The organism is Nonomuraea sp. NPDC049129, from assembly GCF_040648495.1.
Taxonomy (GTDB): Bacteria; Actinomycetota; Actinomycetes; order Streptosporangiales; family Streptosporangiaceae; genus Nonomuraea.
On sequence record NZ_JBEZDU010000016.1, the window covers coordinates 110921 to 124823 of the forward strand.

The window sequence follows — 13903 nt, forward strand, 5'->3', positions numbered from 1 at the left end:
AGAACATGCCCGCCCTTGTTCCCGGCGACCCGCGCCAGCTCGGTGAATACTGGCTCGCGGGCCGGCTGGGGGAGGGCGGCCAGGGAGTGGTCTATGAGGCGTACGACCCCGCAGGGCAGCGGGTGGCGATCAAGGTCCTGCATCCGGGTGCCGGGGCCGAGCTGCGGGACCGGTTCGCCAAGGAGGCCGCGGCGACCCGGCAGGTGTCGGCGTTCTGTACGGCTCGGGTGCTGTCGGTCGAGCTCGACGACCCCCGCCCGTACATCGTCAGTGAGTACGTCGGCGGCCCCAGCCTGCGCCGGGCGGTCGCGACCGCCGGGCCGTACCGGCCGGACGACCTGCACCGGCTGGCCACCGGCATCGCCACCGCGCTGACCGCGATCCACGAGGCCGGGGTGATTCACCGCGACCTGAAACCCGACAACGTCCTGATCGGCCCCGACGGCCCGCGGGTGATCGACTTCGGGATCGCCAGGACGTCGGAGATGTCGCTCACCCCGACCGGCCAGGTCGCCGGGACGCCGGCGTTCATGGCCCCGGAGAGCGTCATCGGCCAGCGCGCGAGCCCGGCCGTGGACATCTGGGCGTGGGGCGCCGTCGTCCTGTACGCGGCGACCGGCCGGGACCCGTTCACCGGCGAGAACCTGGCGGGGCTGCTGCACCAGATCCTCGCCGCCGCCCCCGACGTGTCCGGCCTGGCCGAGCCGCTGCGCGCCCTGGTCACGGCGGCCCTCGCCAAGGACCCGGGCGAGCGCCCCAGCTCCCGGAGCCTGCTGCTGGCCCTGGTCGGCGGCCGGGACGTCGTCTCCCGCGACAGCGGCCGGGACGTCGTCCCGCGTGAAAGTGGCCAGGGTGTCGTCCCGCGTGACGACGGCGGGACGCGGGCGCTGCTGGCCGAGGGCAGCCGCGCGGCCGACGTGATCCGGCCGCCCGCCCTGCTCGCGCAGCCGCCCTTGGAGCTGGTGGCCGAGCAGATCTATCGGCGGCTGCGCGGCACCGACCAGGCGGTGGTGCCGCAGATCATGCTGCGCCTGGTCACGCCCGGCGAGGGCGCCGAGGACATGCTGCGCAAGGTGCCGTCCGGCGAGCTCGACGACGGGGTCGTCGACCCACCCATGCTGGACCGGGTGCTGCTCGGGTTCACCCGGGCCGAGCTGGTGGTACGCGACGGCGACACGGTGTCGCTGGCCAACGCGGCCCTGCTGCGCGCCTGGCCGCGGATGCGCGGGTGGATCGACGCCGACCGGGCGGGGCTGCGCATCCACCGCAGGCTCGGCGAGGCCGCCCAGCGGTGGGACGCGCACGGCCGCCGTACCGGCGACCTCTACCAGGGCGGCTCCCTGGAGTCCGCGCTGAGCTGGGCCGCGACGGGCCGCCAGCACGTGACGCTGAACCTCGTCGAGAACGCCTTCCTGGCGGCGGGCCTGGCCTACAGCCGGGTCCGGGCCCGTCGCAGACGGCAGGTCATGGCGGCGCTGGCCGCCATGCTGGTCGTCGCGCTGGCCGCCACGGGTGTGGCCGCCGGGCAGCGGGCGGCGGCCGTACGGGAACGGGACATCGCGGTGGCCCGCAAGACCGCGATGCTCGCCGAGACGCTCCAGACCTCCGACCCTGTCAAGGCCATGCTGCTGAGCGTGGCGGCCTGGCGGATCGCGCCGGTCCAGGAGGCGCGGGCCGTGCTGTACAGCGCGCTGGCGCAGCGCGAGCTGACCGTGCTGCCACCTCCGGCCGCCGGGGCGGACGCGCGGTTCGACCTCAGCGCCGACGGCCGCGTGCTGGCCGTCGCCGACGCGGGCCGGGTGACCCTGCGTGAGGCCGGCCGGACGATCCGCACGGTCGACGGCGTGGGTACGGGCGTCCGCGTGATCGCCCTGAGCGGCGACCAGACGAAGGTCGCGGTGTGCGGCCCCGACGGCGTCCGCGTCTGGGACGTCGCGACGGGCCGGGCGGGCCCGCGCATCGCCGGGACCGCGCTCGGCGCGGTGCTCAGCCGCGACGGGCGGCTGCTGGGCCTGGCGACGGCCGAGGGCAGGGGCGAGGTCCGGGACGCCCGCACCGGCAAGCTGGTCATGGGCACGCGGGACGAGCGGGTCGACCGGATCACCCTGTCCGACGACGGCCGCTACGCCGCCGTCACCTTCACCGACTCCCGCTACGAGCTGTGGGAGCTGGGCTCGCGACGCCGGATCGGGGGAACGGGCGGCGCGGTCGCCTTCGGGCCCGGCACGGCCGCGATCGCCACAGGCGGTGAGATCCGGCTGTGGGACCTGGCCACCAGGCGGTTCCGTCCGGACTCGCTCGTCGACGGCATCACGGCCGCCTGGCTGTCCTTCAGCGCGGACGGGCGGCTGCTCATCTCGTACGACCGCACGGCCATCGCCGTCTGGGACGTCGCGACCGGCGAGCCGACCCTTCACTACCCGCTGACCGACACCTCCGGCATGCCCTCGGCCCGGCTCGACGCCGGGCACACGCGGCTCAGCTACCTGCTGGGCAGGGGCGCGGTGGCGGTGCTCGACCTCACCGCGGGCGTCCATGTGGCGGGCGCGGCGGGCGCGGCGGCGTTCGACCCCGCCGGACGGATCGCCGCGCTGCAGACACCCGGCGGCCTGGTGCTGTGGGACGTCGCCGCCGGCCGGTCACTGGGCACACTCGGCCATCGCCATCCCACCGCTGACCACGCCAAGAACACCGACGCCGCTCCCGACCATGCCGAGAACACCGACGCCCACGCCGCTGACCACGGCGAGGACGCTGACGCCGCCGCTGACCACGCCGACGACGCGGACGGCGCGTACGCCCTGGCGTTCAGTCCCGACGGCCGGACGCTGGCGGCCGGATCGGCCGGGACGACCACGGTGACCTTGTGGGACGTGGCCGGCCGGACCGAGATCGCGCGGCTGCCGGCGGGCGGCCGCCAGTACATCGACGGCCTGGCCTTCAGCCCCGGCGGACGTACCTTGGTCGTGTCCCCCGCCGAGGGCCGGGCCGAGCTGTGGGACGTCAGCGGTCACCGGCGGCTCGCGGACCTGCCGAGGGCGGGGTTCGACGCGATGGCCTTCCGGCCCGACGGCAAGACCCTGGCGATCGGCGGCAGCGACGCCGCCCTCATCGACCTCACCGCCGGGAACGTCCTGCGCGACCGGCCGTTCGGCGGCAGCGTCGACGGGGCGAGGTCGCTGGCCTATGCCCCGGACGGCGCGACGATCGCGGTCGGCTTCCGCCAGCTCGGCGTCGACCTGTGGGACGGGCTCGGCCGCCGTCAGCTGGGGCGGCTGGCGCCGGGGCGCGGCGAGTTCGACACGGTCATGGCGATCGCCTTCCAGCCGGGCGGCGCCATCCTGGCCACCGGCGGGAGCAGCGGCCGCGTCCAGCTGTGGGACGTGGCGGCCCGTACCTCTCTGGGCGATCCGTTCAAGGCGCACGCCGGCGGGGTGCTGGCCCTGGGATTCTCCGCCGACGGCCGGCAACTGCGCAGCATCGCGGCGGACGGCACCATCCACGCCATCCCCGTCGACCCCGCCCTGGCCGTGGCCCGGATCTGCGCCCGCGCGGGCGCCGACCTGAGCCCGGCCGAGTGGGCCAGGTTCATACCTGAGATCCCCTTCAGAGAGGTGTGCTGACCATGGCGACCCTGAGAACCACCCCGCGGACGATCCTGTGGAAGCTGCTGCGCGACGACGGGATCATCGAGTCGATCGACATCACACCGGCCCCGGTGATCTCCGGAGCGCCGCTGGCCGTCGAGGTCGCGACCGCCGGGGTACGCCGCCTCGACGGCCTCCTGTACGGCCCCGGCGGGGAGCGGGAGCGGCTCGCGTTCGACCACGTCGAGACCGGCGAGTTCGGCGACCTGTGGCGGGCGGAGGCCGTGGTGAAGACCGTGGGGGTCTGGCGGGCGCGGGTCGGCGCGCGCGGTTACGCCGTGGAGGACACCTTCACGGTGGCGACCGACGACCAGGCGGGCGCGGTGACGCGGATCGACGCGTTCAGCCTGGCGCCCGATCCGGTGCCCGAGGGCGACGAGCTGACCTTCACCGGGGTCCTGCGAGCAGACGACGCGAGACTCGGCGGCCGGCCGATCCTGCTGGAGTTCCGCGCCGACCAGGAGTTCGCGTGGACCGAGATCACCCGTACGGAGACGGGGGAGGACGGCGAGTTCAGGGCGGTCGTCATCGCCCAGAACTCCGGCTTCTGGCGGGCGGAGTTCCCCGGCACCGGCACGCCCGACTCCGGGAGGCCCGGCACGGGGAGGGGTCTTTCCGCCGACGCCGAGGCGCTGCGCGGCTCGCGCAGCGCCCAGCAGCACTCGGAGGTGGAGAAGAAGGGCCTCTACCAGGTATCTCACACGGTCAGCGGCCAGTCGGTCCCGAAGAACACGACCGTCCGGCACACCGGCACCGTGCAGAAGCGCGACAGCGTCAACGACCCCTGGAGCACGCTCAACAACGAGACGGCCGAGCTGTTCTTCAAGGGATCCGGCACCAACCGCAAGAGCGTCACCAAGGGCAAGGGCAGATACCTGATCAAGGCCAAGGCGGTGAGCAGCGGTGCGTGGGGGGTGAAGATCTCCAGCTCCGCGAACGAGTTCGCGGAGATCAGGGTGACCGTCAACTGAGCCCGCCCCAACCCCTGAGCGGCCTTGCGTACAGTTGATGGGTGACGTCGCTGACGCGGGCCGCGGTTGTGATCGTCGCGGTGGCGGTCCTGCTGCTCGGGCTGCTGTGGCTATTCCAGCGGCGGCTCATCTACCTGCCCGACCGGTCGCTGGTGCCGCCGGCGGGCGAGGTCATCCCGGGGGCGCGGGACGTCTCGTTCGTCACGGGTGATGGGCTGAGGCTGTCCGCCTGGTACGTTCCCGGGGTGCGGGACGTGACCGTGCTGGTCGTGGGCGGGAACGCGGGCAACAGGTGGCATCGGGCACCGCTGGCCAGGGCGCTGGCGGCGCACGGGCTACCGGTGCTGCTGATGGACTACCGAGGCTACGGTGGCAATCCGGGTAGCCCGAGCGAGGAGGGGCTGTACCTCGACGCGCTCGCGGCGCGCCGGTTTCTCGGGGACACGCGGGTGATCTACTTCGGGGAGAGCCTGGGGGCGGCGGTGGCGACGCGGTTGGCATGGGAGCACCCGCCGGTGGGGCTGGTGTTGCGCTCGCCGTTCACCGATCTGGCCGCGGCGGGGCAGGTCAACTATCCGTTCCTGCCGGTACGGCTGTTGCTGCGCGACCGGTTCCCGGTGGCGGAGCGGATCGGAGACGTGCGGACGCCGACCGTGGTCGTGTACGGGACCCGCGACACGATCGTCCCGGCGTGGCTGAGCAGGGAGGTCGTCAAGGCGGCCGGAGGACAGGTCACGACCGTCGAGGTGATGGGGGCAGGACACAACGATCCGGCCATGCTGAACGGGCACGAGCTGATCCGGGCCGTGGTGGAGCTGGCCGAGCGGGCCTAGGCAGGCAGGACCCGGTGCGGCCACATCGGCTGCACCGGATCAGCACCGGCTGAGCGGGATCAGTCGCGATAAGTCCTGACGTAGTCGAACCGGGCCACGGCACCTGACTTGTTCATCGAGACCAGCCCGATCTTGAGCCGCTCCTTGGCCGGCAGCGTCCACACGCCGTTGTAGACCCAGTGCTCGCCGTCCCTGCTGGTCGCCGCGCGCACCTCGGTCTCGCCGCGCGCGCTGTCGGCGTGGTGGGACAGCCGCAGCCACATCGTGTCAGCGGTCGGGCCGCCGAACATCGGGCCGTTGAAGACCGCGGTCGGCGGGGTGGTCGTCGGCCGCTCCCCTTCCTTGGCGAACTCGCTGAGCTGGACCACCGCCCCGTTGCCCCGCTGCAGCGGGACCACCGAGTGCACCATCTTGAAGTACCGGTCGTCATTCTCGTACAGCAGGATCCCGGCCTGCTGACCCGCTTGCGCAGGCGCGAAGTCGATCTTCGTCTCCACTGTGTAGTCGCCCTCCGGCGCTTCCCGCAGCAGCACTGACGCGGTGTTGGTGCCTTGGTACAGCTCGGCGTTCTGGGTCGGCCACGACAGCGCGCCGCCGGTCATGGTGACGCCGGCCGCCGGGCCGCGTACCCACTGCCAAGGCGAGCCGGGGACGGTGTCGCCGTCGAACTCGTCGCTGTAGGCGGGCAGCAACGGACCCGGCCGGGGGTCGGGCACCCGCTCGGTGACGGGGGTGTACAGCTTCGCGGCACCGACGTTGTCGGCATCGGCGCCGCTGCCGCGCGCGACCGCGCCGACCGAGCCGTGACGGGCCGCGGCCCTCGGCAGGCGGCGGGTCTGCTCGGCGACCGGGTCACCGAGCTGGTCGGCGCTCACCTTGACCCTCAGTTCGGGGCCGCGCAGCTCGGCCACCACGGTGTGCCAGGTGCCGAAGTCGAACCCGGCCGGCAGCGCCGTCACCGACCTGCCGCGGCTCCTGCCGCCGATCACCACGTCGGTGACCAGCGCGCGGCTGTCCCGGTCCAGCCAGGCCACGACGTTGTTCTCGCGGTTGGCATAGGCGAGGGTGAGGCCGACGGCGCCGGCGGTGAGCCGCAGATCCGCCTGCGCCCGCACGTCGGCCGTGGGGGCCTTCTTCGTGGAGACCAGGTACCCGGTGGCGCTTCCGGCGTGGCTCGCGTACCCCCGCGCGTCCTGATCGGTCCGCACCGACCAGCCACCCTCGGCCCGCCAGCCGGTCAGGGAGCCGTCGTTGAACGTGCCGCCGGCGGCGAAGGAGGTCACCGGCGCGGGCTGGGCGCCTTCGGACGGTCCGGCTCCGGCGCGTACCACCGGCCAGCCGTCGATCCAGTCCAGCCGGTCGATCAGCAGCGGGCGCTTGCTCAGGCCCGCGAGCCGCCCGCCGCCGATCGGCGGGAAATCGGGGTCGGCCGTCGAGATGCCGTGGTAGACAAGCCAGTCCTGGCCGGACAGGTCGGTCTGGAAGCCGCTGTGTCCCGGGCCGGCCCAGCGGTTGCCGTTGGCGCCGACCACGATGGCGCCCTTGCTGGTCAGGTCCATCAGGTTGACACCCTCGTCGTCCACGAACGGGCCCGACGGAGTGGTGGCCCGGCCGACCTTGACCTGGTACCCGCTGTAGGCGCCCTGGCAGCAGCCGGCGTCGGAGTAGAAGAGGTAGTAGAAGGCGTCATGCCGGACGACGTACGCGCCTTCCATCCGGCGCCCCCTGGCCACCTGGGTCGCCGGACCTTCGATGCGGGTGGCGTCGGCGTTCATCTTCGCGACGCAGATGATGTCGTAGCTTCCCCAGTACATGTACGGGGTGCCGTCGATGTCGGTGAACTGCGCCTGGTCGATGTTGCCCGTGGGGCAGGCGGTCGAGGACGGCAGCACGTCACCCGCGTCGGTCCACGGCCCGGTCGGGGTCGGTGCCGTCGCCAGTCCGAGATCACCCCCGTTGGGGGACACCGAATAGTAGAGGTAGTACTTGCCGTTGATGTACCTGACGTCCGGCGCCCACAGCCGCGCCGCGTTGTGCCAGGCGGGCTGGGTCTCCGGGGTGAAGACCTGCCCGGCGTACTCCCAGCGCACCATGTCCTTGGAACGCAGGATCGGCAAGATCCGCTCGCCGTCCTCGCCCTTGCTGTTGAACACCGGGTTCTGGGTGCCGTAGGCGTACCAGAACCCGTCCTTGCCGTGGATCATCGTCGGGTCGGGGAAGGTGTCGACCACGCCCGCCGACACCGGGTTGGCGTACGTGCTCGGCGCCTGCGCCGCCGCCGGCGGGCCGATGACCAGCCCGGACAGCAGGACGGTGAGGCCGAGGGCCCGGCTGAGCCGCGACAAACGATCATGGGGTTGGGGCATGCCGCAGAGTCTGTCGACGCCGTATTTTTCCGTCAATAAACCGGAAAAATAGGCTAGACGCGTCTAAGAGCCGTCGTACGAGGGCCGGGCGCGGATCTGCAGCAGGGTGCCCACTTGGTCCAATTCCAGGTGGATGATCTCGTTGGTGCCCGTTTCGAGCAGAGGTGCCGGGACGTACAGGGTCTGCTGGGGTCCGTGTTTCCAGTAGCGGCCCAGCAGGACGCCGTTGATCCAGACGTATCCCTTGCCCCAGCCGGGCAGTGCCAGGAACGCGTCCCCTGGCTCGGCCACCTCGAGTGTGGTGCGGAAGAACGAGAGCGGCTCGCTCGTCGTTCCCGGCTGGAACCTCAGCCGCGATATGTCCTCCAGGGGGATCGGCCGCGCGGTGAATCCGTGCACGTACTGGTGGTGGTGCAGGACACCGCCGAGGATGCCCTTGCGCTCGCCGAGCAGCGGACCGTAGTTGGTCCGTCCCATCGACTCCACGAGGATCTCCAGGGCGGCATGCCCGTCCGCGAGCAGCGCGGGGGGATCGGTGTCCCGCTCGACGATGCCCGCGAGGCGGCCGTCGACGAAGACGTGCGCGCGGTCGCGTACGTCGCGCAGGGTGAGCGGGTACGGTCCGCGCGGTCCGGGAACGGTCGCCTGGTAAAGGACCAAGCCGTGGTCCAGCTCCAGGTCCTCGAACGCCGGCGGCATCGGCGCGGTGGTCTCCGGCCGCGCGATGGCGTCCAGTGCCTCGCGCAGCCGTACCGAATGGGCGGGGCGTAGCGTGGCGGGCGGCAGCGTGGCGGGCACGGGTGGCACGTCGGGGAGCTCGTCGCTGTAGCGGGAGAGCACGTCCCGCAGCCGCCAGTACTTCTCGGTGGGCGCGCCGCGCTCGTCGATGGGCGCGTCGTAGTCGTAGGAGGTCACCGTGGGCCGCCATGGGCCGGCGCTGTCGTCCCCGGTGCGGTTGGCGCCCGCCCACGTTCCGAAAGTGGTCCCACCGTGCGCCATGTACAGGTTCACCGACGCCCCCGCGGCCAGGATCCGCTCCAGGATGTCCGCGGCGTCCCGCGGGTCGCGGGTGACGTGTTCGTGCCCCCAGTGGTCGAACCAGCCGCACCAGAACTCCATGCAGAACAGCGGGTCGCCCGGCCGGTGGGCGCGCAGTGCGGCGAAGGCCTGCTCGGGCTCGGAGCCGAAGTTCACCGTGGCCAGCACGCCGTCGATCGTGCCACCGGTCAGGTAGTGGTCGGCCGGCCCGTCGGAGGTGCACAGGGGCACTTCGATGCCGCGGCTGATCAGGCCGTCCGCCAGGTGGCGCAGGTAGGCGTGGTCGCTGCCGTAGGAGCCGTACTCGTTCTCCACCTGGACCATGATCACGTTGCCGCCGCGGGTGACCTGACGCTCGGCCACCTGCGGGATCAGCCGGTCGAAGTAGCGGTCGACGTGAGCCAGGTAGCCGGGGTCGCCGGCGCGGATGGTGCCGGTCAGCCAGCTGGGCAGCCCGCCGTTGTCCCATTCGGCGCAGATGTACGGTCCGGGGCGCACGATCGCCAGGAGACCTTCGGCCGCCGCCGCGTCGAGGAACGCGCCCAGCTCGTCCAGGCGGCGGAAGTCTCCCGGCCGCGGCTCGTGCAGGTTCCACGGTACGTAGGTCTCGACCGTGTTGAGGCCCATCGCGCGCACCATGGCCAGCCGGTGCCGCCATTGCTCGGGGTGCACGCGGAAGTAGTGCACCGCGCCCGACAGCACCCTGAACTCCGCGCCGTCCAGCCGGAATGAGCCGCCATCGACGGAGAAGGCACGCATCTCGCCGATCACCTGCTGATTCCGGCGGTCATGCCGTCGACGATGCGGCGGCCCAGCCAGAGGTAGAGCACGATCATGGGGTAGACCAGGATCACGATGCCCGCGAACATGCCGCCCCAGTCGGAGCTGTACTGCATGCTGCTGTACAGACCGAGGAGCGCGGCGGGCAGGTTGCGTTCCTCGGGGAGAGGAGCGATCAGCAGGGCCAGCAGGGTCTCGTTCCACAGGCCCATGACGTTGAGCACGAACACGGTCGTCAAGCCCGGCTTGGCCACGGGCATGATGACCTGAACGAACGCGCGGAGCGGGCCGGCGCCGTCGATCTCGGCCGCCTCCTCGATCTCGTGCGGCAGCGAGCGCATGTACCCGGTGAGCACGAACACCGCGAAGGGCACCGACAGCGCCACCTGGAAGACCAACAAGGTGATGCGGTTGTCCCACCAGCCGGTGACCCAGTCCTCCATGAAGGTGTAGACCGACAGCTTGATCACCACGATCGGCACCAGGATCGTCTGGATCGGGATGCTCAGCCCTATCGCGAAGTAGTTGATCGCGGGGCCGGCGACGCGCCGGCTTGAGCGTGCCAGCACATAGGCGGCGGGGGCGGACACCGCCACGATCAGCACGGACCCGAGAAGGGTCAGCACCACGCTGTTCATGGCCGCGGCGGAGAATTCCGCCGCCTGCCACGCCGAGCTGAAGTTGTCCCAGCGCAGGCTCTTCGGCAGGCCGAACGGATGCAGCCACACCTCGCCCGAGTCCTTCAGCGACTGGATGCCCACCCACCCGATCAGGGCGAGGTTGAAGGCCACCCAGACCCACAACGCGATCGCCGTGGCCCGGGGCAGCAGGATGTCCCCGATCAGACGTCTCATGACAGCTCCACTCGATCACGTCTGGTGATGCGCCGGGTCAGCACGATCAGTACGGCCGTCACGAGGAGCGTCATCACGCCCATGGCGGCCGCGCTTCCCAGCTCCGGCAGGCCGGCGCCCTTCACCACGATGTACTGCTGCACCGCGATCGTGCGGGCGGGGATCGGCGGCGCGGCGGCGGTTCCCGCGGTGGTGAAGGCCAGCACGATGTCGAAGATCTTCAGGCTGCCGACCACCCAGAGTACGGCGGCCACGGCGAGGACGTCCCAGGTCAACGGCAGCGTGATGTGCCGGAACTGCTCCCATTTGGTGGCCCCGATGAGCTGGGCGTCCTCGTACACATGCGTCGGGATGGCGTCGGCCGCCGACATCATCAGCGCGACGTAGAAGCCGGTGCTCGACCAGACCAGCCCGCCCACGACGCAGCGGAACACCATGTCGGGGCCGAGCCAGGGCCGCGGGTCCAGGCCGATCCACTCCAGCACGGTGTTGACCGCGCCCTCGGGGTTGAGCAGGAAGCCCACCGCCGCGCCGATCGCGATGATCGAGATGACCATCGGCAGGAAGACGACGGCCCGGATGAAGGCCCGCCCCTTGAGCTGCCTGAGCACGACCATGGCGAGGAACGTGGAGCCGAAGATCAGGACGCCGCCGACGGCCGCCATCACGAAGGTGTTGGTGAAGGCCGTGACGAAGACGTCGTTGTGCAGCAGCGCCACGTAGTTGTCCAGCCCGCGCCAGGTCATCTCCGAGCCGGGCCCCGACCATTTGGTGAAGCCGACCCAGATCCCGAACAGCGAGGGCGCGACGAACAGCAAGGTGTAGATCAGGAGCGCGGGCAGCAGAAAGGGCCAGAAGGCCCGTTCATAGGTTTTCATCCAGTCGCCAGGTGCTCGGCTGTGCTCTTCTTGCCCTCGCGGACGAACGTGGTCGCGTCGATCTTGCCGGAGAGGAGCTTGTCGCTCAGCGGCAGGAACATGTCGCCCCACCAGGTCTTGTCGGCGCCCGCGTAGTCGTAGCTCAGGTGCGTCTCCTTGGCCTCCAGCACGGCCTTCTGCACGTTGGCCATGTGCGCGGGCGCGGGCACGTCGCCGCGCGAGGAGATGTTCAGCGCCACGGTCGAGAACTGCTCCATGTACTTCTTCTGCAGCGCGAAGGCCAGGAACTTCTTGGCCGTGGCGACGTTCTTGCCCTTGGCGTTCACGCCCCAGCCGAGGGTGCCCACCTCGATGGACTTCTTGCCGCCGGTGGGGACCTGGAACGAGGCGACCTTGAAGCCGGGAGCCAGCTGGGGCTGGACCTCGCTGGCCAGCCAGGTGCCGTTGAGGTTCAGGTCGTACGTGCCCGCCGCCCAGGCGTTCTGCGCGGCGGGGAACTTGGTCGCCATGAAGTCCCGCTGGAAGTAGCCGCCCTTGGCGAGCTGTTCGACCTTCTTCGCAGCGTCGAGCACCTGAGGCTTGTCCCAGTTGGCCGGGTCCTTGGCCAGCTCGGCGAGGCTCCCGGCGCCGTTGGCGCCCACCAGCAGGCTGTAGAACCAGAAGACGTTGTAGAAGGCGATGGTGCCGTCCTGGCCGATCGGGGTGCGGCCGGCCTTCTTGGACTCGTCGAGGAAGGCGATGAACTCCTCCCAGGTCTGCGGGTTCAGCCCGGGGTGCTTGGCCGCGTCGTACCAGATGGCGGTGGAGATGATCGTGTGCGGGATGTAGGCCAGGCCGTTCTTGCCGGAGGAGGCCCGCCGTACCGGCTCGGGGAGCACGTCCTTGACCGTCTTGCCCTCGCCGGGGACCTGCGCGTTCTCCACGTCGTCCATGGGACCGATGATCTGCTGGGCGGTCAGCGTGTCGATATCGCCGGTGGTGGTGTCGAACAGGTCGGGGCCTTGGCCGGAGGCCATCTCGGCGTTGAGGTTCTCGTTGCCGGTGCGGCCGACGAACTTCACGTCGACCTTGGTGCCCGTCTCCTTGGCGAAGTCGTCGAAGATCGTCTTGATGATCTTCGACTGGGGTTCCGCCGCACCCCAGGACGAGCGGTACGACAGCGACTGCTGGGCGGGTTCGCCGCTGTTCTTCTTGCCACAGGCGGCCAGGCCGAGGGCGCCGATCAGGAGGACGGCCGTCAATTTACGCATGGTGGGGGGCCTTTTCTATCGAAACGACGGTACGGGTGTGCCGGGCCTGTTCCGCGGCCCAGACCACCCGGTGGGTGGCGAGGCTGGCTTGCGCGTTGGTCGAGACCAAGGCCGGGTCGTTGTCGCGGACGGCGGCGAAGAACGCCTTCAGCAGCGCCCCGTCACCCCCTCCGTGACCGGAGGCGGCCGAGGCGTCCGCTCCGGCGAGGGCGTCGATCACCGACACCTCATTGGTGAGGAAGTCGTGCACGCGCAGCGTCTCGCCGTCGCACTCGATCGAGCCGCGCGTGCCGAAGATCCTGGTCTTCCTGTGCTCGAGCGCGCCGAACGCGGTCACGGTGCAGGTGGCACTCGTGCCGTCGGCGAACTCCATGATCACCACCTGGCTGTCGACCACGTCGTTGTCGCAGGCGTAGACGCATCTGCCGTACGGGCCCTCGCGCAGGGCCGTGAGCACGCCCTCCTCGGTGAAGTCCCTGGTGATCGCGCCGAGCGGCCAGATGTGCCGGTTCGGATCGGCGAGGGAGTCCATGTAGAGCCGCTTGGCCGAGTAGGGGCAGGTGGATTCGACGGAGCAGTCCAGGCATCGGTCGGCGGCCTTCGCGGGCTGGTTCTCCTTGGTGAAGTGGGCCAGCTTGCCGAAGGAGGAGACCCGCTCGGGCACTTCGCCCTTGATGTGCACGAGCCAGTCAAGATCATGGCAGGCTTTGGCGAGGAGCATCGGGGCCGACTCGGCCTCGTTCCGCCAATTCCCGCGCACGAAGGAGTGTGCCTGGTGCCACCAGCCGACCTGCTCCAGGTGCTGGATGTTCATGATCTGGCCGATCCTGCCCGCGTCCAGGAGTTCCTTGAGCCTGGTGGTGTAGGGCGCGTAGCGCAGCACATGGCAGACCGCCAGGATCACGCCGTTGCGGTCGGCGGCCGCGGCGATGGCCGCGGCGTCCTCCTCCGTCGGCGCCATCGGCTTCTCCAGCAGGATGTGGTAGCCCAGATCGGCCGCGCGTACGGCGGGCTCAAGGTGCAGGCGGTCCTGCGTGGCCACGATCACCGCGTCGGCCAGCCGCTCTCCGGCCAGCAGGTCCCGCCAGTCGGCGAAGGCGCGCTCGGCCGCAATGCCGTGCTCGGCCGCGAACTCCGCCCGCCTGGCCGGGTCGGGCTCGGCGACGGCCACGACCTCGGCCCACCCGGCTTCGCGCGCCAGCCTCGCGTAACCTGCGCCGCGCAGGCCCGCTCCAATCACGGCAAGAGTGACCATTCACATCCCCTATAGTGAGACTTACTAATGA

Annotated in this window: 9 protein-coding genes; 3 read left to right on the forward strand and 6 right to left on the reverse strand. The window is 70.9% G+C overall.

Annotation, left to right across the window (positions count from 1 at the left end; all coding sequences use genetic code 11):
- Positions 1–5 precede the first annotated feature (5 nt).
- From AB0B64_RS39285 to AB0B64_RS39295, 3 genes are read left to right on the forward strand one after another with little or no spacing between them, the layout of a single operon-like run.
- Positions 6–3623 carry a serine/threonine-protein kinase gene (locus AB0B64_RS39285; protein WP_358184213.1) on the forward strand — a complete coding sequence of 1206 codons (3618 nt, stop codon included), beginning with the start codon at positions 6–8 and terminating at the stop codon, positions 3621–3623.
- 2 nt (positions 3624–3625) lie between these two features.
- The gene (locus AB0B64_RS39290) at positions 3626–4618 is read left to right on the forward strand and encodes a hypothetical protein (RefSeq protein ID WP_358184216.1); all 993 of its coding nucleotides are present in this window, start codon (positions 3626–3628) and stop codon (positions 4616–4618) included.
- Between the two features lie 41 nt (positions 4619–4659).
- Positions 4660–5451 (forward strand): alpha/beta hydrolase, encoded by a 792-nt coding sequence (locus AB0B64_RS39295; RefSeq protein ID WP_358184219.1) that lies wholly within the window; start codon positions 4660–4662, stop codon positions 5449–5451.
- 59 nt (positions 5452–5510) lie between these two features.
- Here AB0B64_RS39295 and AB0B64_RS39300 read toward each other — a convergent pair whose 3' ends face one another.
- The 6 genes from AB0B64_RS39300 to AB0B64_RS39325 form a co-directional block, all read right to left on the reverse strand.
- A complete protein-coding gene (locus AB0B64_RS39300; RefSeq protein WP_358184222.1) occupies positions 5511–7817 on the reverse strand; it encodes a family 43 glycosylhydrolase in 2307 nt (768 codons plus the stop codon).
- 63 nt (positions 7818–7880) lie between these two features.
- A complete protein-coding gene (locus tag AB0B64_RS39305) occupies positions 7881–9614 on the reverse strand; it encodes a beta-galactosidase family protein (RefSeq protein ID WP_358184225.1) in 1734 nt (577 codons plus the stop codon).
- An 8-nt stretch (positions 9615–9622) separates the two neighbouring features.
- Positions 9623–10489 carry a carbohydrate ABC transporter permease gene (locus AB0B64_RS39310; RefSeq protein WP_357954188.1) on the reverse strand — a complete coding sequence of 289 codons (867 nt, stop codon included), beginning with the start codon at positions 10487–10489 and terminating at the stop codon, positions 9623–9625.
- On the reverse strand, positions 10486–11367 hold the full coding sequence (locus AB0B64_RS39315) for a sugar ABC transporter permease (protein ID WP_357954187.1): 882 nt from the start codon (positions 11365–11367) through the stop codon (positions 10486–10488). The genes AB0B64_RS39310 and AB0B64_RS39315 overlap by 4 nt, the downstream gene beginning before the upstream one ends.
- Positions 11364–12617, reverse strand: a complete 1254-nt coding sequence (locus AB0B64_RS39320) for an extracellular solute-binding protein (RefSeq protein ID WP_358184228.1) — start codon at positions 12615–12617, stop codon at positions 11364–11366. Before AB0B64_RS39320 ends, AB0B64_RS39315 begins: the two co-directional genes overlap by 4 nt.
- Positions 12610–13872 carry a Gfo/Idh/MocA family oxidoreductase gene (locus tag AB0B64_RS39325; RefSeq protein WP_358184231.1) on the reverse strand — a complete coding sequence of 421 codons (1263 nt, stop codon included), beginning with the start codon at positions 13870–13872 and terminating at the stop codon, positions 12610–12612. Before AB0B64_RS39325 ends, AB0B64_RS39320 begins: the two co-directional genes overlap by 8 nt.
- Positions 13873–13903: the final 31 nt, after the last annotated feature.